18 protein-coding genes are annotated in these 18537 nt (G+C 67.2%); 6 read left to right on the top strand and 12 right to left on the bottom strand.

What is annotated here, in order from left to right:
• Positions 1 to 50: 50 nt before the first annotated feature.
• Positions 51 to 452 carry a limonene-1,2-epoxide hydrolase family protein gene (locus KXD97_RS19370; RefSeq protein ID WP_313901310.1) on the top strand — a complete coding sequence of 134 codons (402 nt, stop codon included), beginning with the start codon at positions 51 to 53 and terminating at the stop codon, positions 450 to 452.
• A 64-nt stretch (positions 453 to 516) separates the two neighbouring features.
• On the opposite strand, the gene KXD97_RS19365 is transcribed toward KXD97_RS19370, so the two are convergent.
• The 5 genes from KXD97_RS19365 to pgsA all read right to left on the bottom strand — a co-directional run bounded on the left by KXD97_RS19365 (position 517) and on the right by pgsA (position 3777).
• The gene (locus tag KXD97_RS19365; RefSeq protein ID WP_260751684.1) at positions 517 to 1335 is read right to left on the bottom strand and encodes a phage shock envelope stress response protein PspM; all 819 of its coding nucleotides are present in this window, start codon (positions 1333 to 1335) and stop codon (positions 517 to 519) included.
• A gap of 18 nt (positions 1336 to 1353) precedes the next feature.
• Positions 1354 to 2172 carry a phage shock protein PspA gene (gene pspA / locus KXD97_RS19360; RefSeq protein WP_260751683.1) on the bottom strand — a complete coding sequence of 273 codons (819 nt, stop codon included), beginning with the start codon at positions 2170 to 2172 and terminating at the stop codon, positions 1354 to 1356.
• Positions 2173 to 2282: 110 nt separating this feature from the next.
• Positions 2283 to 2627 (bottom strand): transcriptional regulator ClgR, encoded by a 345-nt coding sequence (gene clgR / locus KXD97_RS19355; RefSeq protein ID WP_260751682.1) that lies wholly within the window; start codon positions 2625 to 2627, stop codon positions 2283 to 2285.
• Between the two features lie 87 nt (positions 2628 to 2714).
• The gene (locus KXD97_RS19350; protein WP_260751681.1) at positions 2715 to 3203 is read right to left on the bottom strand and encodes a CinA family protein; all 489 of its coding nucleotides are present in this window, start codon (positions 3201 to 3203) and stop codon (positions 2715 to 2717) included.
• Positions 3181 to 3777 (bottom strand): CDP-diacylglycerol--glycerol-3-phosphate 3-phosphatidyltransferase, encoded by a 597-nt coding sequence (gene pgsA / locus KXD97_RS19345; RefSeq protein ID WP_260751680.1) that lies wholly within the window; start codon positions 3775 to 3777, stop codon positions 3181 to 3183. Before pgsA ends, KXD97_RS19350 begins: the two co-directional genes overlap by 23 nt.
• Positions 3778 to 3819: 42 nt before the next feature.
• Here pgsA and KXD97_RS19340 point away from each other — a divergent pair, with 42 nt between their 5' ends.
• Complete coding sequence (locus KXD97_RS19340; protein ID WP_260751678.1) at positions 3820 to 4341, top strand: amino-acid N-acetyltransferase; 522 nt, start codon at positions 3820 to 3822, stop codon at positions 4339 to 4341.
• A 74-nt stretch (positions 4342 to 4415) separates the two neighbouring features.
• Here KXD97_RS19340 and KXD97_RS19335 read toward each other — a convergent pair whose 3' ends face one another.
• Positions 4416 to 7133 (bottom strand): DNA translocase FtsK 4TM domain-containing protein, encoded by a 2718-nt coding sequence (locus tag KXD97_RS19335; RefSeq protein WP_396884417.1) that lies wholly within the window; start codon positions 7131 to 7133, stop codon positions 4416 to 4418.
• On the opposite strand from KXD97_RS19335, the gene KXD97_RS19330 reads away from it, so the two are divergent.
• The 4 genes from KXD97_RS19330 (at position 7132) to KXD97_RS19315 (ending at position 9957) form a co-directional block, all read left to right on the top strand.
• Positions 7132 to 7446, top strand: a complete 315-nt coding sequence (locus tag KXD97_RS19330; protein WP_260751677.1) for a putative quinol monooxygenase — start codon at positions 7132 to 7134, stop codon at positions 7444 to 7446. The genes KXD97_RS19335 and KXD97_RS19330 overlap by 2 nt on opposite strands.
• Before the next feature lie 9 nt (positions 7447 to 7455).
• Positions 7456 to 8274 carry a mycofactocin-coupled SDR family oxidoreductase gene (locus KXD97_RS19325; protein WP_260751676.1) on the top strand — a complete coding sequence of 273 codons (819 nt, stop codon included), beginning with the start codon at positions 7456 to 7458 and terminating at the stop codon, positions 8272 to 8274.
• Complete coding sequence (locus tag KXD97_RS19320; protein WP_260751675.1) at positions 8271 to 9143, top strand: SAM-dependent methyltransferase; 873 nt, start codon at positions 8271 to 8273, stop codon at positions 9141 to 9143. Before KXD97_RS19325 ends, KXD97_RS19320 begins: the two co-directional genes overlap by 4 nt.
• A 151-nt stretch (positions 9144 to 9294) precedes the next feature.
• Complete coding sequence (locus tag KXD97_RS19315) at positions 9295 to 9957, top strand: response regulator transcription factor (protein ID WP_260751673.1); 663 nt, start codon at positions 9295 to 9297, stop codon at positions 9955 to 9957.
• A 377-nt stretch (positions 9958 to 10334) separates the two neighbouring features.
• Here KXD97_RS19315 and KXD97_RS19310 read toward each other — a convergent pair whose 3' ends face one another.
• From KXD97_RS19310 to KXD97_RS19285, 6 genes are all read right to left on the bottom strand, one after another.
• Entirely contained in the window at positions 10335 to 12011 is a 1677-nt protein-coding gene (locus tag KXD97_RS19310; protein WP_260751672.1) for a ribonuclease J, read from the bottom strand.
• A gap of 10 nt (positions 12012 to 12021) precedes the next feature.
• The gene (gene dapA, locus KXD97_RS19305) at positions 12022 to 12924 is read right to left on the bottom strand and encodes a 4-hydroxy-tetrahydrodipicolinate synthase (protein WP_260751671.1); all 903 of its coding nucleotides are present in this window, start codon (positions 12922 to 12924) and stop codon (positions 12022 to 12024) included.
• 50 nt (positions 12925 to 12974) lie between these two features.
• Positions 12975 to 13727 carry an FAD-dependent thymidylate synthase gene (thyX, locus tag KXD97_RS19300; protein ID WP_260751667.1) on the bottom strand — a complete coding sequence of 251 codons (753 nt, stop codon included), beginning with the start codon at positions 13725 to 13727 and terminating at the stop codon, positions 12975 to 12977.
• 174 nt (positions 13728 to 13901) lie between these two features.
• Positions 13902 to 14144 carry a hypothetical protein gene (locus KXD97_RS19295; protein ID WP_260751665.1) on the bottom strand — a complete coding sequence of 81 codons (243 nt, stop codon included), beginning with the start codon at positions 14142 to 14144 and terminating at the stop codon, positions 13902 to 13904.
• Complete coding sequence (locus KXD97_RS19290; RefSeq protein ID WP_260751663.1) at positions 14137 to 17334, bottom strand: type I restriction endonuclease subunit R; 3198 nt, start codon at positions 17332 to 17334, stop codon at positions 14137 to 14139. The genes KXD97_RS19295 and KXD97_RS19290 overlap by 8 nt, the downstream gene beginning before the upstream one ends.
• Positions 17331 to 18428: a YhcG family protein gene (locus KXD97_RS19285; protein ID WP_260751662.1), complete on the bottom strand. Its 1098-nt coding sequence runs from the start codon at positions 18426 to 18428 to the stop codon at positions 17331 to 17333. The genes KXD97_RS19290 and KXD97_RS19285 overlap by 4 nt, the downstream gene beginning before the upstream one ends.
• Positions 18429 to 18537 lie beyond the last annotated feature (109 nt).

Raw genomic sequence — 18537 nt, 5'->3', positions numbered from 1 at the left:
GCTCTCCCCACCATCGACGCCGCGGAAACGGTGCAGAGGTTCTGTTCGCGATGGCGGATCAGGATTTCGACACGATCGAAGCGCTGGCCGCTCCGGATCTGCTCTGGCAGAACGTCGGTCTGCCGTCGATCCGGGGACGGAGCAGGATCCTCAAGTTGCTGCGCGGCGGTGAAGGCAAGTTCGGTTTCCTGGTGAAGTTCCACCGCATCGCCGCTTCCGATGAGCGCTCGGAGCAGACCGGCATCGGCGGCACGGTGCTGACCGAACGCACCGACGCGCTGATCTTCGGGCCGCTGCGCCTGCAGTTCTGGGTGTGCGGCACATTCGAGCTGAACGCCGACGGGCAGATCACGTTGTGGCGGGATTACTTCGACTTCCTCGACGTGATGGTCAAGGCGCCGCTGCGGGCCCTCGCGGGCCTGGTGGTGCCGTCCCTGCGCCCGACGTTCTGAGCGCAACCGGACTCCCGAACGCCGGCACCCCGCTCCAGGCCCTCCGGGCGGCTCGCAGCGAGCCTCACGCTTGTTTCAGGCGGCCCAACTCGTCGAACGCCTGCGCCCACGCGGTCAATCGGTCGGTGGCCATCCCCAGCTCGTCGCGGTAGCGCCGCTGCGTCATCGGTGAACTCGACATGGCACCGCTGTTCGCCGCCGCCACCAACTGCGCTGCCGCGGAGACCATTTCGTTGTACTGCCGAGCTCCGCGGTCGAGCTGGGTGGTGAACGCGGTGATCGTCGGCGCCAGGTATACGCGCGAATGCGGCGCCGACTTCACGGCCTTCTCCATCGACACCACCTCTGCGGCGGTGGCGACTATGGTCGCCGCGGTCTGCTCAGCGGCCACCCGCAATTCGGAGAGTTCGCCGACGGGCAGCATCTGCCCGCGCTCCATCACGCCGAGTAGCGAGAACAGCCCGCGTTCGGAGGCCGCGAGCGAGGCCATCGGCTGGCGGGCCGCCGATCCCCAGGGCGGCAGCCGGCGACCGGTGCGGGCCCGCTGTGGCGGAAGCGGTTCGCCGCGCAGCCAACGGTAGCGCAGGAATGACAGGGTGGCCAGGAACGCGGCGCCGACCGCGATCGGCGCTGGGATGAACAGCGCCCACACCGGGGTGCTCCACGACGCCAGCAGCGCGGTGACCGCCAGCCAGAACAGCGTCGACACGGTGAAGAACACCCCGAGCCGCAGCGCCCAGCGCCGCTTACGCAGCAATTTGGCACGCGGATCGGCGGCGGCATTGAGTTTCTCGGCCACCAGGTCCGACCATTCTGCGGCGGTGTCGATGCCGCGCTGGGCCAGAGAACGCCAGGCTTCGGGTCGGCCGGTCCGAGTGCTCACGTCATGCTCCCGTGGATGTTATTGCGACAGCGGGTTTTCCGGTGTCGGGTTGGCGGCCGGTGTGGCAGGGGTCTGGGTGGGGGCCGCCGGAGTGGCACCGCCGGCGGGCAGCTGCTCGCCGCGCATCGACGCCCGGATCTGCTCCAGCCGTGAATGCCCGGCCATCTGGACGCTGGCCTGCTGGACCTCCAGCATCCGGCCCTGCACCGAGTTCTGGGCCAGTTCGGCCGAGCCCATCGCGTTGGCGTAGCGACGCTCGATCTTGTCGCGCACCTCGTCGAGGCTGGGAGTGCTGCCCGGGGCGGCGATCTCGCTCATCGAACGCAGCGAGGCGCTGACCTGTTCCTGCATCTTGGCCTGCTCCAGCTGGGACAGCAGCTTGGTGCGTTCGGCGATCTTCTGCTGCAGCACCATCGCGTTCTGCTCGACGGCCTTCTTGGCCTGACCGGCGGCCTGCAGCGCCTGGTCGTGCAGCCCTTTGAGGTCCTCGACGCTCTGCTCGGCGGTCACCAGTTGCGCGGCGAACGCCTCGGCGGCGTTGTTGTACTCGGTGGCCTTGGCCGCGTCACCGGCTGCTACGGCTTGATCGGCCAGCGTCAGCGCTTGGCGGACGTTGACCTGGAGCTTCTCGATGTCGGCGAGTTGGCGGTTGAGCCGCATCTCCAGCTGGCGCTGGTTGCCGATCACTTGCGCCGCCTGCTGCGTCAGCGCCTGGTGCTGGCGCTGGGCCTCCTCGATGGCTTGCTGGATCTGCACCTTCGGGTCGGCGTATTCGTCGACCTTGGAGCTGAACAGCGCCATGAGGTATTTCCACGCCTTGGTGAACGGATTGGCCATGAGTTCATTCCGCCTTCGTGTCTGTCGAACGGTGTCGGCTGTACCGGCAAGTACCTAAACCCAACTTATCGGTTCGGCGCAGATCGCCACACCCCTGCAGGGGGACCGGGTCAGGCCACCGCCATCGACACGACCTGGGGAATGACCACCTTGGTGCTGACGTCGATTCCGGCGGCGCTGGCAACCTTGCCCGCCTCGCGGGCTTGGGCCGCCCGGGACTCCTCGAGGGCCAGGTCGTCACCGGCCTCGGACAGCACCCGCGACAACGGCACGTCCAACGCGCCGCAGATGGCGCTGAGCAGCTCGCTGGAGGCCTCCTTGCGACCGCGCTCGACCTCGGACAGATAGCCGAGGCTCACTCGCGCCGAGTCCGAGACCTGCCGCAGGGTGCGCCCCTGCTCGACCCGGGCGCGACGCAGCACGTCGCCGATGACCTCGCGCAGCAATGTCGTCATCGCGCGTCCCTTCCGATTGATGTCGGTTTGCTCAGTAGTGCAACGCCCGATACCGCCCGGATGGTTCCCGGACGACGACGGCGATGTTCACTGCTGTTCGACCAGCCGGCGCAGATGGCGCACCGCGGCCCTGACCGCGGCCATCCGGATGTCCCAGCGACCTCCGGTGAGCTGCAGCGGCACCACGTCGGTGTCGAGCGGACCGGCCAGACCGAGGAACACCGTTCCCACCGGATGACCGGCGTGCGGCTCCGGACCGGCGACACCGGTGAGGCCGACGCCCCAGGTCGCCCCGCAGCGCTGCATCGCGCCGACCGCCAGCGCGCGGGCCGTCGGTGCGGCGACCGGACCGACGTCGGCGAGCAGTTCGGGTGCCACCCCGGCCAGGCCGGCCTTGGTGTCGACGGTGTAGGTGATCAGCCCGCCCCGGAGCACCGCGCTCGCACCCGGCACCCCGCCCAGGGTGGCGGCGAGCAGACCCGCCGTCAGTAACTCCGCGGTGGCCACGGTCTGCCCGCGCACGGTCAGATCGGCGACCAGCGCCCGCGCGTCGTCATCGACCAGCGGGTCGTCCACGCCAGTCCCTGACGGCCGAGACGAAGTAGTCCACTCCCGTGGTCACGGTCAGCACCACCGCGGTGAGCATGATCACCCACGCGGCGGTCAGCCAGCCGTCGGACAGCGGCAGGATGAACAGCCCGATCGCCACGGCCTGCACCAGGGTCTTGAGCTTGCCGCCGCGGCTGGCCGGGATCACGCCGCGGCGCAGCACCACCAGTCGCAGCACCGTCACGCTCAGTTCGCGGACCAGGATCAGCACGGTCACCCACCAGGGCAGGTCGCCGAGCACCGACAGCCCGATCAGCGCCGAACCGATCAGCGCCTTGTCGGCGATCGGGTCGGCCAGGGTGCCGAACTCGGTGACCATGCCATAGCTGCGGGCCAGGGCGCCGTCGAAGTGGTCGGTGATCACCGCCACCGCGAAGATGGTGAATGCGGTTACCCGCCAGGTGGTTTCGTGGCCATCGCCGACGAACAGCGCGACCAGGAACACGGGCACCAGCACCATCCGCACGCCGGTGAGCATGTTGGCGAGGTTTGCGACCCGGGCACGGGGAACCACAGGATCGGTATGTGGTTGGCCCGGCACCGACACAGAATACTGGTTGCCCTTGCCGATACTCTTCGGTGCATGAGCGCAGATCCGGACGCATCCGCCGGTGAACTGCTGGTGCGCCGCGCCACCACCTCCGACGTGCCGGGGATCAAGGCACTCGTCGACATCTATGCCGGCAAGATCCTGCTGGAGAAGAATCTGGTGACCCTGTACGAGTCCGTGCAGGAGTTCTGGGTCGGCGAGCTCGACGGCGAACTCATCGGGTGCGGGGCACTGCACGTGCTCTGGTCCGATCTCGGCGAGGTGCGCACCGTGGCGGTGCACCCCAAGGTGCGCGGCCGCGGCGTCGGGCACGCGATCGTCGATCGTCTGCTGGCGGTGGCCGCCGAACTGCACCTGCGGCGGATCTTCGTGCTCACCTTCGAAACCGAGTTCTTCGGACGGCACGGGTTCCAGGAGATCGACGGCACCCCCGTCACCGCCGAGGTGTACGAGGAGATGTGCCGGTCCTACGACACCGGCGTCGCCGAGTTTCTGGACCTCTCCTACGTCAAGCCCAACATCCTGGGCAACACCCGGATGCTGCTCACTCTCTGAGCCCTCTGTCGCCGAAACCGCATTCCACGCGGTCGAAACGCGACTTGACGCGCGTGGAATGCGATTTCGGCGGGTTAGAAGTCGGGGTCGTCCGCGTCGGCATCATCGGCGGCGCCGTTGGCATCCGATCCGCCCCGGATCAGCGCCAGCGTCCCCGCCAGCTCGTCGGGCTTGACCAGCACCTCGCGCGCCTTCGACCCCTCCGAGGGGCCGACGATCCCCCTCGTCTCCATGAGGTCCATCAGCCGGCCGGCCTTGGCGAACCCGACCCGCAGCTTGCGCTGCAGCATCGAGGTGGAGCCGAACTGCGAGGACACCACCAACTCGACGGCCTGTAGGAACACGTCCATGTCGTCGCCGATGTCGGGGTCCACGTCCTTGCGCTCGCCGGCCTTGACCGCGGTAACGCCTTCGACGAACTCGGGCTCTGCCTGTTCCTTGGTGGCCGAGACGACTGCGTGGATCTCCTCGTCGGTGATGAACGCTCCCTGCAGGCGCAGCGGTTTGTTCGCGCCCATCGGCAGGAACAGCCCGTCGCCCATGCCGATCAGCTTCTCGGCGCCGGGCTGGTCGAGGATGACGCGGCTGTCGGTCAACGACGACGTCGCGAATGCCAGCCGTGACGGCACGTTGGTCTTGATCAGACCGGTGACGACGTCGACGGACGGCCGCTGCGTCGCCAGCACCAGGTGAATCCCCGCCGCGCGCGCTTTCTGGGTGATCCGCACGATCGCCTCTTCGACGTCGCGGGGCGCGGTCATCATCAGGTCGGCCAGCTCGTCGACGATCGCCAGGATGTAGGGGTAGGGCTTGTACTCGCGCTTACTGCCCAGCGGCGCGGTGATCTCGCCGGAGCGCACCTTCTCGTTGAACACGTCGATGTGCCGCACCCGCGAGGCCTGCATGTCCTGGTAGCGCTGCTCCATCTCCTCGACCAGCCAAGCCAGCGCGGCGGCCGCCTTCTTCGGTTCGGTGATGATCGGCGTGATCAGATGCGGAATGCCCTCATACGGGGTCAGTTCCACCATCTTGGGGTCGATCAGGATCATCCTGACCTCGTCAGGAGTGGCGCGCGCCAGCAGCGAGACCAGCATCGAGTTCACGAAGCTGGACTTGCCGGAGCCGGTGGAGCCGGCCACCAGCAGGTGCGGCATCTTGGCCAGGTTGGCCGAGATCATCTCACCCTCGATGTCCTTGCCCAGCCCAATGACCAGCGGATGGTGGTCTGAACGGGTCACCGGATCGGTGAGCACGTCGGCCAGGCGCACCATCTCGCGGTCGGTGTTGGGCACCTCGATGCCGACGGCCGATTTGCCCGGGATCGGCGCGAGCATGCGCACACTCTCGGTGGCCACCGCGTAGGCGATGTTGCGGTGCAGCGCGGTGATCTTCTCGACCTTGACGCCCGGGCCGAGTTCGACCTCGTAGCGCGTGACGGTCGGCCCGCGGGTGCAGCCGGTCACCGCGGCGTCGACCTTGAACTGTTGCAGTACCGAGGTGATGGCGTCGGTCATCGCCTGATTCGCCGACGTCAGCCGCTTCGGCGGATCCCCGGCGATGAGCAGGTCCAGCGACGGCAGCGTGTAGGGGCCATCCACCACCCGGTCCAGCGTGAGCTTGGGCTCCCTGCGGGGCTTCTTCTTCTCGCGGACGGGCGCCGGGGCAGGCGGCTCCTCATCGTCGAGCGGATAGTTGTCCATCGGCGTGCCGACCGGGCCCGCCGGCTTTGCGAGCGGCTCGGTGGGCTGATTGGCCGTCGGCCACGACCGAGCCTCGTCCTTGCCGAAGTCGGCCTCGTCGTAGTAGCCGTCGGAGAAGTCTTCGGCACCCGCAGCGCCGGGCTCGTCGTCGTCGTAGTCGTCGTACTGGTCGTCGTCGTAGTTGTCGTCGTAGTCGGCGTAGTCACGCTGCCAGCGGGTGGTGAACATGTCCCGGACGACCGAGGGCACCTCGCGGATGGTCGTGCCGGTGACAAGCAGCAGGCCGAACAGCACACCGATGAACAGCAGCGGCGCGGCGATCCAGGCGGTCAGCCCGTCCGACAGCGGGCCGCCGATCGCGAAGCCCAGGAACCCGCCCGCGTGCTGACGTTCGATCGGACCCTGCGGCGCACCCGACCACAGGTGCCAGAGGCCCAGTGCGGGCAGCGCGATCATCGTGAAACCCAGGATCAGCCTCGGCCGGGACTCGGGGTCGGGTTCCGACCGCATCAAGGTGACGCCGATGGCCGCCAGCACGATCGGCACCAGCACCACCGCCGCACCGATCACCACCCGCACCACCGTGTCGATCCAGGCGCCGACCGGGCGGGCCGCCTCGAACCATGAGCTCGCGGCCACCACGACTGCCAGGCCGAGCAGCGCCAGCGCGATGCCGTCGCGCCGATGTCCGGGCTCCAGATCGCGGGCCCGGCCCACCGACCGCGCCGTGCTGCCCGCCCCCTTGGCCAGCATCAGCCAACCGGCCCGCACCCCGCGACCGACCGCGGTTCCCGCCGCGGCCACCGGCGACGGGTGCCGCCGGGCGGGCTTACGGCGCGAGGCCGTCGGCCGCGCCGGCCGGGACCCGCCCCGCGCAGGCGCCTTTGACCTGCTCGGACGGGCTGCAGATCGGGACGCGGTCTTACTCGCCATGCCGGTAAGCCTAGTCCCAAAGGTCTCATATGCACCATCTGCCACAGTGGTCACAGATTGGTGACGGCCCCTGACCTGCATCGGATGCGGTGTGAGGCGCGGCACGTGCGCTGAGTAGGGTGGACAACTGTCCAAAACACCGCAGCGAGGAGTTGCCATGCCCGTCGTCGTCGTCGCCACCATGAAGGCCAAGCCCGAGTCCGTCGACGCGGTCCGTTCCGCATGCCAGACGGCCATCGAGGCGGTACACGGTGAGCCCGGCTGCGATCTCTACGCATTGCACGAAGCGGACGGCACGTTCGTCTTCGTCGAGCAGTGGGCCGACGGCGACGCGCTGCAGAAGCACAGCGCGGCACCCGCGGTAGGGACGCTGTTCGGCACGATCGGCGAACTACTCGACGGCGCCCCCGATATCAAGGTGCTGCAGCCCGTGGTGGCCGGCGATCCGACCAAGGGCCGGCTGCGTCCATAGCGGGTCGACATGGGTGAACTCAACGGCAAAGTCGCCTTCATCACCGGCGCCGCCCGGGGCCAGGGCCGCGCCCATGCGGTGAAACTCGCCTCCGAGGGAGCCGACATCATCGCGCTGGACGTGTGCGCGCAGATCGACTCGGTACCCTACCCCATGGCCACTCCGGAGGATCTGGCCGCGACGGTCAAGCTCGTGGAGGACACCGGCGCGCGGATCGTCAGCTACGAGGCCGACGTGCGGGATCGCGACGCGGTCAAGGCCGCGGTGCGGGGCGGCACCGAGCAACTCGGCGACCGTCTCGACATTGTGGTGGCCAACGCCGGCATCGCGCCGATGGCCGCGGCCGACGCATGGCAGGACGTGATCGACGTCAACCTCACCGGCGTCTACAACACCATCGACGTCGCGATGAAGCCGATGATCAAGTTCGGCAACGGCGGGTCGATCGTGCTGACCAGTTCGGTGGCCGGCCTGATCGGCCTCGGCGCACCGATGGCGGGTTCGGTCGGCTACGCCGCCGCCAAGCACGGCATCGTCGGCATCATGCGGGTGTACGCCAATTTCCTTGCGCAGTACAGCATCCGGGTCAATTCAGTGCACCCGTCGGCGGTGAACACCCCGATGATCGACAACGAGTTCACCCGCTCCTGGCTTGAAGGCTTGGTTAAGGAGAACGACGGCGGTCCCGACATGGGCAACGCGCTGCCGGTGTCGGCGCTGGAACCGGAGGACATCGCCAACGCGGTGTTCTGGCTGGTGTCCGACGCCGCCCGCTATGTCACCGGCGTCACGCTCCCGGTCGACGCGGGGTATATCAATAAACGATGAGTGCCCCGAACGCCGCCGCGCAGACCGCCTTCGGGCCGATGGTGCTGGCGGCGATCGAACACAATGAACCGCCGCACCGGCGCCTGGTCGACGACGATCTGGCCGAGTCGTTCCTGCCCAGGCACCTCAGGCTGCTGGTCGGGTCGACCCGCGCGGCCGCACTGCGCCGCGCGGTGCACGCCGCCACCGAGCGGTCGGGGCCGGGGCTGTGGGCGAGCATCGCCTGCCGTAAGCGCTACATCGATGAGCGGCTGTCCGATCCGCTCAACGTCGCCGACGCGGTCGTGGTGCTCGGCTCAGGGCTGGACACCCGCGCCTGCCGGATCGCCCGCCACGGCGACCTGCCCGTCTTCGAGGTCGACCAGCAGGTCAACGTCGACCGCAAAGCCGGGGTGCTGCAGCGCGTGCTGGGCGGGACGCCGGCGTCCGTGCATCTGGTTCCGGTCGATTTCGAGAACGACGCGCTGATCCCCGCGCTGGAATCGCACGGATACCGCCCGGAACACCGCACCTTCTTCATCTGGGAGGGTGTCACGCAATACCCCAGCCAGGACGCGGTGCACGCGACCCTGTCCCAGCTGGCGTCCGCCGCGCCCGGCAGCAGGCTCATCTTCACCTACATCCGGCAGGACTTCATCGACGGCACCGACCGGCACGGAGCCGATGCGGTCTATCGCCGGTTCCGCGGCCGCCGCCAGGTGTGGCAGTCGGGCATGGTGCCCGAACTCGTCGGCGAACAGCTCGCCGAACACGGCTGGCGCCTCGTCGAGCAGGCCGGCCCGAGCTACTTTCGCGACACCTATATCCGGCCCACCGGCCGGACGCTGGCGGCCTCCCCCATCGAATGGACCGTTCTGGCCGAACGCTGAGTTCGCGACTCCGTCACGCCAGGTCGGCGTAGCATCGGATTCGTCGGGGGGCTCATCGAGCCAGGCCGTTGCCAGATCCTTGCAGGGCCCGTCGGCCATCGGTCGCGGGGCACGAGGGGGACGTGATGCTCGACTCGGAGACAACGGGGCCGTGGCCGCCATCCTGATCGCCGAGGACGAGCCCCGGATCTCCGCCTTCGTCCGAAAAGGATTGTCGGCCAACGGATTTGCAGTGAGTGTGGTTGCCGACGGGATCTCCGCGCTCATGCAGGCGCGTAGCGGCAGTTTCGACCTCATGCTTCTCGACACCGGACTCCCGGGAATGGACGGCTTCACGGTGCTGCGGCGGCTTCGCGCCGAGGGAAGTTCGCTGCCTGTGCTGATGCTGACCTCGCGGGCCAGAGCCGCGGAGTCGGCCCGGATGCTCGAGGCGGGCGCCGAGGACTCCATCGCCAAGCCGTTCCGGTTCGAGGAACTCCTTGCCCGGGTGCGTCTTCGGCTCGCCGCCGGACGCGTCGCCGGGCCCACGACGCTCAAATACGGCACCCTGTCGCTGGACCTGCGGACCCGCCGCGCCCACGTCGGCGACTACTCCGTGGACCTGTCGGCGCGCGAGTGCAAGCTGGCCGAGACCTTCCTGCGCCATCCGGGTCAGGTGCTCACCCGCGAGCAGCTGCTGCAACAGGTGTGGGGCCAGGACTACGAGCCGGGGTCCAACGTCGTCGACGTCTATGTCCGGTACCTGCGGCGCAAGCTCGGCGCGAGCCGGTTCGTCACGCTGCGGGGACGCGGTTACCGGCTCGAACCGATCTGATCCTTCGTCAGCAAACACTTCTCGGTCGGCCTCGTCCGGTCCGCCGGCGACTTCGGCCAGATTGCGGGATGCCACCCCCCGAGCCGGAAGGCGTAGCCGAGTCCACCCCGGGGGATGTTGTGCCCGTCGGCACCACCCAGCCTCCTGAACAGCCAAAGCCGCACCGAGGTCGCGCATGACGCATTAGCTGAAATTGTCACTGCGTAATTGACGAAACCCGATATTCGGTGGAGGGGGCCCGATTTTGTCGATGCCGCATCGCACGCCGGCGTCGCCGTGCATACTCTACTGGTCAGCGATACCGCAGCGAATCGACCAGCCGCCGCGGGCCACGGCTTGTGAGGGGTAGCCGTGACACGTCGGCGGCGCTTCCGCTCTCAGATCTCGATGACCGTCGGGACGATCATCGGCTGCCTCCGGTAGGTCTCCCCGACCCACTTGCCCACCGTCCGCCGTACCGCCTGCGCGATGCGCGAGGGATCGGTGATGTTCTGCGAGGCGAGTTGCTCCAACTCCGCTTCGATCTTCCTGGCCACCGGTTCCAGCGCCTTGGGATCCTCGGAGAATCCCCGCGAGTGCAGGTGCGCCGGAGCAGCCGCCCGGCCGGTGCCGCGGCGCACGACGACCGTGACGGCCACGAAGCCCGACGACAGGATGAGCCGTTCCCCGAGGGTGGCGTCGCCGACATCGCCGGTGATCAGCCCGTCGACGAACATCTTCCCGACCGGCACGGCGCCGGCGATGCTCGCCCGCCCGGCCACCAGGTCGACACTGACGCCGTTCTCGGCGAGCAGGATGTTCTCCTCGGGCACCCCGGTCCGGGCGGCCAGCTCCGCGTTGGCACGGAGCATCCGCCACGTCCCGTGCACCGGCATCACGTTGCGCGGCCGCACCCCGTTGTAGAGGAACAACAGTTCGCCCGCGTACGCGTGGCCCGAGACATGAACGCGCGCTTGCTGATTGGTGACGACCCGGGCGCCGATCTTGGCCAGCGCGTCCATCACCCCGTAGACCGCCTCCTCGTTGCCCGGAATCAGCGACGACGACAGGATGATCAGGTCTCCGGCAGTCAGCGTGATGCTGCGGTGCTCGCCGCGCGACATCCGCGACAGCGCGGCCATCGGCTCGCCCTGGGTGCCGGTGGTGATCAGCACCACCCGGTCGGCGGGCATCATCTCGGCCGCGGCGATGTCGACCACGTCCTCATCGGCGACCTTGAGGTAGCCGAGTTCGCGCGCGATGGTCATGTTGCGCACCATCGAGCGACCGACGAAGGAGACCTTGCGGTCCAGAGCGACCGCAGCGTCGATGATCGACTGCACACGGTCGACGTTGGATGCGAAACAGGCGACGATCACCCGGCCCTCGGCGCCACCCATGAGCCGGTGAAGGGCCGGGCCCACCTCACTCTCGGAGGGTCCGACACCGGGGATCTCGGAGTTGGTGGAGTCGCACAGGAACAGGTCGACCCCCGCGTCGCCGAGCCGGGACATCCCCGGCAGGTCGGTGGGCCTGCCGTCGGGCGGCAACTGGTCGAGCTTGATGTCACCGGTGTGCAGCACGGTCCCGGCCCCGGTGTGGATGCCGATGGCCAGGCAGCCGGGAATCGAGTGGTTGACCGCGAAGTACTGGCACTCGAAGACACCGTGGGTGCTCTTCTGCCCCTCGGTGACCTCGACGAATTTCGGCGAAAGACGATGTTCCCGGCACTTCTCGGCCACCAGCGCCAGCGTGAACTTCGAACCCACGATCGGGATGTCGGCACGCTGCTTGAGCAGGAACGGGATCGCGCCGATGTGGTCTTCATGGGCATGGGTGACGACGAGCGCCTCGATGTCGTCGAGACGGTCGGCGAGGTGCCGCAGGTCGGGCAGGATCAGGTCGACGCCGGGTTCGTCGTGGGTGGGGAACAGCACCCCGCAATCCACGATGAGCAGACGTCCCAGATGTTCGAAAACGGTCATGTTGCGGCCGATTTCGTTGATCCCGCCGAGTGCGGTGACCCGCAGTCCGCCGGGGGCCAGTGGTCCCGGTGCCTTGAGCTCGGAGTTCACTACCGGCCCGCTACCGAAGCACGCCTGCGGCGCGCATGTCGCCGGCCAGGGCCTCAAGCTGTTCGTCGGTGGCCGGGATCTGCGGCAGCCGCGGCTCACCCGCCTCGAACCCTTGCAGCCGCAGCCCCGCCTTGGACAGGGTGACCCCGCCGAGCCGCGCCTGGGCGCGTGCGAGCGGGCCGAGCGAGACGCTGATCTTGCGCGCCGTCGCGACGTCTCCGGACGCGAAGGCCCCCATCATGTGCCGCAGCTGCGCGGCGGCCAGATGACCCCACACGCTGATGAAGCCGACCGCACCCATCGCCAGCCACGGCAGGTTCAGGGCGTCGTCGCCGGAGTAGTAACTCAGGCCGGTCTCGGCGATGATCTGCCCGCCGCCGTGCAGGTCCCCCTTGGCGTCCTTGATCGCGACGATGTTCGGGTGGCCGGCCAGCGCTCGGATGGTGTCCCACTCGATCGGCACCACCGAGCGCGGCGGGATGTCGTACAGGATCACCGGCAGCTCGGTCGCGTCGGCGACAGCGGTGAAGTGCGCCACCAGTCCGGCCTGCGGCGGACGTGAGTAGTACGGGGTGACGACCAGCAGTCCGTGCGCACCCTCGGCGGCGCTGGCCTTCGCCAGATGCACGCTGTGCGCGGTGTCGTAAGAGCCTGCACCGGCGATGATTCGCGCGCGGTCGCCGACGGCTTCGAGCACCGTGCGCAGCAGCACGAGCTTCTCGTCGTCGGTCGTGGTCGGCGACTCACCGGTGGTACCGGACACCACCAGACCGTCGCAACCGGCGTCGACCAGCCGGTTCGCCAACCGGGCCGCGGCGTCGGTGTCCAGCGACCCGTCGGGCTTGAACGGAGTAACCATCGCGGTCAACAGGGTGCCCAACCGGGCCGGGGCGTCGAATCCGCTGGTACTCACGGGCACCAAGATTACCCGGTCACCCTCGCTCGCCACGAATGCCTTTGCAGTCAGATTTCGGTTGCCAACGGGCTGGTGGCCACCTCCGTGCCGTCGGCGAGCACGCTGATCTCGAAGTCCGAGAACACCTGCGGTGCGGCGTCGGTGAGTTGACGCAGGCATTCGACGGCCAGCCGCCGAATCTCCCGGTCGGCATGTTCGCTGGCCCGCATGGCGACGAAATGCCGCCACGCCCGATAGTTGCCCGTCACGACGATCCGGGTCTCGGTCGCGTTGGGCAGCACCGAACGCGCAGCTTGGCGGGCCTGCTTGGCGCGCAGCGTCGACGCGCCCTGTTCGGTGAACTTAGCCTGCAGTCGAGCGAGCAGTTCGGTATAGGCGGCACGGCTCGCGTCCGCGGCCTCGGTGAAGATCTGCAGCAGCTCGGGATCGTCCTCGATGTCCGGCGGCGCAACCACCTGCGAGTCGTGCTCGGGCACATACCGCTGCGACAGCTGCGAGTAGGAGAAGTGCCGGTGCCGGATCAACTCGTGCGTGCACGACCGGGAAAGGCCGGTGATGTAGAACGACACCGATGCGTGCTCGAGTACCGAGAAGTGGCCGACGTCGATGATGTGGCGAACGTAGGCGGCGTTGGTCGCGGTGCGCGGGTTGGGCTTGTTCCAGCTCTGGTAGCACGCGCGGCCGGCGAATTCGACCAGTGCGGCACCGCCGTCGGCGTCGGTGCTCCACGGCACGTCGGCGGGCGCGGTGAACTCCGTCTTGGCGATCAGTTGCACGCGCAGCGGCGCGATCTCGGCCATCGGGTGAGCCTAACGTGCACCGATTTGCCGACCCGGCGTTGACGAGACCGCGGCCACGCCCACCGCGTCACTCCCACATCGCCGCCACGGACGCAGCCGGGATGACAAAACTCGGGGCCTGAGGCCAGGAATGCGCTGCTTGATTCTCGGGACTTCCGAAAAGCCCCGCACAGGCTACGCACAAGGAATTTCCCGCTCGACGGAGAATCGGGGATTCTTGCCATCCACGATGTTCTGCAACGTGCCGCGCGCGAACCCGGTCGCGGCCTCTAACTCCAGAAAGCTGTAGCCGAGGTCTTTGGCTGCCCGGATGAGATCGTAGAGCTTCAACGTCGTAGTGACCGCTTCGTGCACACGTTGATTGATCGCAACCAGCGTCCGGTCCCCGATCGTCGGATCAGCACGCAATTCAGTCACTATCCGTTCCTCCCCCTGATGAGCGCGCCGCCTCCGCATACCGAGGCGCGAGGTCTTCCATCTGTTCGATGACAAGCTTGATGGCCGCCGGCTGTTTGTCCGGCGGGTACTTGTACTTCACCAGCAGCCGTTTGATCGACGATCGCAGTTTCGCACGCACATCGTCACGCACTGTCCAGTCGGTCTTGGTGTCGCGTTGCATGACGGTCACCAGTTCTCGTGCGATCTGAGCGAGCACGTCCTCGCCTTGAAGCTCGACCGCTGATTCGTTCTCGGCGACGGCGTCATAGAACGCCAACTCGTCGTGCGACAGGGGCGGTGAGAACCGCTTCCCCCGGTCGGCCTCCGCGGCAACTTCTTTCGCCATCTCGATCAGCTCGGCGATGATTTCTGCCGAGGTGAGCTGCTGGTTGGTGTACTTGCGCATCAGTTCGGAGACGCGGTCGGAGAACGACCGCTGGCGCACCAGGTTGTTGCGCGTGGCGACGCCCATCTCTTCGGTGATCAACGCCCGCAGGGCTTCGATTGCCAGGTGCGCGTTGTCGGACCGCTTAACCTTGGCCTCGAACTCAGGTGTCAGCTCTGACAGCGACGGCTTGGGCAGCCCCGCAGCATCGTAGATGTCGACGATTCCGCCGGCCGCAGTGGTTTCATCAACCAGCACTGACAGCAGGCGTTTGATGTCCTCGGGGATCGGCTTGCCCTCAGCTTGGCGCTGTTGAGCGTCGAGCTTGCCCATCACCACCCGGACCTGCTCGTAAAACTTGACCGTCTGGCGGAGGTCGTCCAGCGTCTGGCTCCCGGCGCACAGCGACCAGGCCCGGGCCAACTGCGCCGACAACGTCCGGAACCGGTCCCCCAGCGTCGGCTCGGTCTGGTTGCCTGGTGTTTCGGGAGCCCGCAGCTTGCCGGCAAGGTGCACCGCCGCCGACAGCCAGCTCACCTGTTGAGATGCCACCTTTGTCCGCCAATCGTAGACGGCGCAGAGCGCGTCAAGTTGGTTGATCAGGGTGGTGGTGAGGGCGACGGCCTCGTCGATGTCCTTGCCGACGGGCTTCTCTTTACGGTCGGTCTCGGTGTACTCGGCGAGTGCCGCGGCCAGGTTGTCGACCAACGGCGCGTATGCGACGAGCAGTCCGGACGGCTTGCCTCGGAACTTGCGGTTCACCCGCGCAAGGGTCTGCATCAACAGCGCACCCTTCATCGGGCGGTCCAGGTACAGCGTGTGCAGCGGCGGCGCGTCGAACCCGGTGAGCATCATGTCCTTAACGAGCACGATCTGGAGCTTGTCGTCGGGGTCGCGCAGCCGTTTCTGGATGACCTTATTCAGGGCTTCACGGCGCACGTGTTTGACGATCGGTGCCGGATCCTGTGGGGAGCCGGAGTAGACGACCTTGATGACGCCCTTGTCGACGGCCTCGTCGTGCCACTCCGGTCTCAGCTTGACGATTTCCTCGTACAGCCGAGCGCAGATCTCGCGGGTTGCGCCGACGATGAACGCCTTGCCCGTTGATTCGATGAACGGCCGCATGGCCTCGGAGCGGGCATCCCAGTGGGTGACGATGTCCTCGGCGAGTTTCGCGAGCCGCTCCGGAGCGCCGTAGATGGCGTTGATGACGGCGACGGATTTCTCGATCTGGGCGCGTTCAACGTCGTCGAGTCCGAGGGTGGCCTCGTCGACGGCGTGGTCCAGGTCGTCCTCGCTCAGCTTCTCCGACCACCCCACCTTGGCCAGTCGTGGCTCAAAGAACACCGGCACCGTGGCTTTGTCCGTGACGGCGCGCGTCAGGTCGTAAACGTCAATGTCCTTGCCGAACACGTCTCGGGTGTTCCGATCGACGTCGGAGATCGGAGTGCCGGTGAAAGCGATGAACACCGCGTTGGGTAGAGCGTCACGGATGTGACGGGCGTAGCCGTCGAGGTCGTCGTAGTGGCTGCGGTGCGCCTCATCGACGATGACGACGATATTGCGTCGGTCGGTCAGCAGCGGATGGTCCGCGCCGGACTCCTGTTCCTGTTTGGTGAGCCCGAATTTCTGCAGGGTGGTGAAGTAGATGCCGCCGGTGGCGCGGTTGGTCAGTTCGTCACGCAACTGCGCACGTTTGGTGACTTTGACCGGAGACTCGCCGAGTAGTTGGGATCGGTTGAACGTCTCGTAGAGCTGGGAGTCCAGTTCCTTGCGGTCGGTGACGACGACGATGGTGGGGTTCTTCAGCTTCGGCTGCTGTGCGACAAGGTGGGCATAGAGCTCCATCTCCATCGACTTGCCCGAGCCCTGGGTGTGCCAGACGACGCCCGCCTTGCCGTTGGTTTCGGCGGCCTGCACGGTCGAGCCGGCGGCCTTGGTGACCGCGAAGTACTGGTGGGGCTTGGCGATCCGCTTGGTGAGGCCGCCGTCCTCGTCGAAGGCGGTGAAGTTGCGCAGCAATTGCAGGAACCGCTCGGTGTTGAAGAGCCCATCGATCAGCGTCTCCAGTTCGATGGGCACGGTTTCGTCCTCGGCCACGCTCCCGATGCGGATGAGCTTGCCATCATCATCGACGTTCCACGGCGCGAAGTGCTCCAGCGGGGTGAACGGAGTGCCGTAACGGGCGTTGATGCCGTCGCTGACCACGATGAGGACCGCGAACCGGAAGGCCATGGGAAACTCACGCAGGTAGGTCTGCAGCTGTGCGTGCGCCCCGGCGATGTCGGCGTGTTTGGCACCGGCCTGCTTGAGTTCGATGATCGCCACCGGCAGCCCGTTGAGGTAGAGCACGATGTCGAAGCGGCGCTGCAGTTCCGCGGTGCGGACCGTGACCTGTCGGACGGCAAGGAATTCGTTGTCGTCGGGTCGGTGGCTGACGAGCCTGATGGTCGGGTTCTGTTCGATGCCGTCGGAGTCGATGTAACTGATGCCGCGGTAGCCGCCGACGAGGTACCGATGCAGCCGATAGTTCTCGGCCAACGCATCCTGTGATTGGGGCTGCAGGATTTCGGCGCGGGCCTGCTCCAGATACTCCCCCGGCACAGAGGGATTGAGTTCGCGCATCTTCGTCAGCATGCGGTCGGGCAGCACGATGTCAGCCCACGAGTCTCGGCCACCACCGGTGCCGGGCGCGACGTCGGTGCCGGTCAGCTTCTGCCACTCGTGCTCGGAGAGAGTGTCGAGGGCGACGAGTTCCCAGTCGGCTTCGCTGAATCCGGTCATGTCTCGTCTCCTTGGTGGGCCGTACTCTCGAGTTCGGCTTCTAGTTCCTCGACTGTGGGAAGGCTGGTTTCGAGCTCTTCAGGCAGGCTGGCGGTGATCGTGGTCTTCCACTCGGCGACCCCGATGGGTGCGGTGTAGCCGCGCAGCGCGTATTCGGCGACGACGTTGTCCTTGGTTTTGCACAGGAGCAGTCCGATGGTGGGCTTGTCGTCAGCGTGGCGTAGCAGATCGTCGACAGCGGCCATGTACATGCCGAGCTGCCCGAGGTACCTGGGGTCGAAGTCGCCGACCTTGAGCTCGACCACAACGAAGCAGCGCAGCCTCAAGTGGTAGAAGAGCAGGTCTGCGTAGAAGTCGGCGTCTCCGATCTCGAGGTGGACCTGGCGCCCGACGAAGGCGAAACCCTGTCCGAGTTCGAGTAGGAACTTCTCGACGTGGTCGGTCAGTGCGAGTTCGAGGTCGTGTTCGCGGCGTAGGTCTGCGATGCCGACGAAGTCGAAAAGGTAGGGGTCGCGGGTCGCCCGTTGGGCGAGATCGGAGTCGGCCGGCGGCAGCGTGCTGGCGAAGTTGGTGATTGCTTGGCCAGCGCGGAGGTGGAGCTGTCCGTCGATGTGGTGGACCAGGATGTCCCGGCTCCAACCCTGCTCGATCGCCGCGCGGGCGTACCATAACCGCAGGTCGCGGCTGTTCAGCTTCTCCAGCAGTGCTATCTGATGGCGCCACGGCAATGTTGCAACGCCGCGTTGCACAATCGCCCAGTCCGGCCATGCCTCGGCGAACGTGCGCATGTACCTGAGGTTTCGGGGCGAAAATCCCTTCGCGTCAGGGAACCGCTCGCGCAGATCGGCGGCCAGTCGGTCCACGACTCGGGCACCCCAGCCTTCGAACTCCATGCGGGCCACGATCTCTCTACCAATGCGCCAATACGTGGCGACCAACTCCTGATTGGCGGCGATGACCGCTCGTTGCCGTCCTGCGTCGACGTGGTCGGCGACGGCGTCGAGCATCTCGGGATACCAATCCGGCACAGCGGCCGCGGTGGATGCCAGGGGAAATCGTGGGCCCGATGCGCCGGCCTTCTGCTCATTGCTCATGGCGTCCACTTTCTGCGCAGGGACCGACAACCCAGCGTGGACCGCGCCACTTCTGCGGCCCGCCGTCAGGCGGCCTGTCGCACCTCGCAAGACTGCGTGAGAAACGGAA

Origin of the sequence: Mycobacterium sp. SMC-8, from assembly GCF_025263565.1 — a bacterium.
Taxonomy (GTDB): Bacteria; Actinomycetota; Actinomycetes; order Mycobacteriales; family Mycobacteriaceae; genus Mycobacterium.
This window is presented reverse-complemented; position numbering and strand designations above follow the sequence as displayed.

Bases quoted from the DNA above. Each gene is read 5' to 3' on its own strand.
- KXD97_RS19325 (WP_260751676.1), top strand. From the start codon at position 7,456: ATGGGTGAACTCAACGGCAAAGTCGCCTTCATCACCGGCGCCGCCCGG.
- KXD97_RS19320 (WP_260751675.1), top strand. From the start codon at position 8,271: ATGAGTGCCCCGAACGCCGCCGCGCAGACCGCCTTCGGGCCGATGGTG.
- thyX (WP_260751667.1), bottom strand. From the start codon at position 13,727: ATGGCCGAGATCGCGCCGCTGCGCGTGCAACTGATCGCCAAGACGGAG.
- KXD97_RS19335 (WP_396884417.1), bottom strand. From the start codon at position 7,133: ATGGCAACTCCTCGCTGCGGTGTTTTGGACAGTTGTCCACCCTACTCA.
- KXD97_RS19330 (WP_260751677.1), top strand. From the start codon at position 7,132: ATGCCCGTCGTCGTCGTCGCCACCATGAAGGCCAAGCCCGAGTCCGTC.
- clgR (WP_260751682.1), bottom strand. From the start codon at position 2,627: ATGACGACATTGCTGCGCGAGGTCATCGGCGACGTGCTGCGTCGCGCC.
- KXD97_RS19370 (WP_313901310.1), top strand. From the start codon at position 51: ATGGCGGATCAGGATTTCGACACGATCGAAGCGCTGGCCGCTCCGGAT.
- pspA (WP_260751683.1), bottom strand. From the start codon at position 2,172: ATGGCCAATCCGTTCACCAAGGCGTGGAAATACCTCATGGCGCTGTTC.
- KXD97_RS19340 (WP_260751678.1), top strand. From the start codon at position 3,820: ATGAGCGCAGATCCGGACGCATCCGCCGGTGAACTGCTGGTGCGCCGC.
- KXD97_RS19285 (WP_260751662.1), bottom strand. From the start codon at position 18,428: ATGAGCAATGAGCAGAAGGCCGGCGCATCGGGCCCACGATTTCCCCTG.
- KXD97_RS19290 (WP_260751663.1), bottom strand. From the start codon at position 17,334: ATGACCGGATTCAGCGAAGCCGACTGGGAACTCGTCGCCCTCGACACT.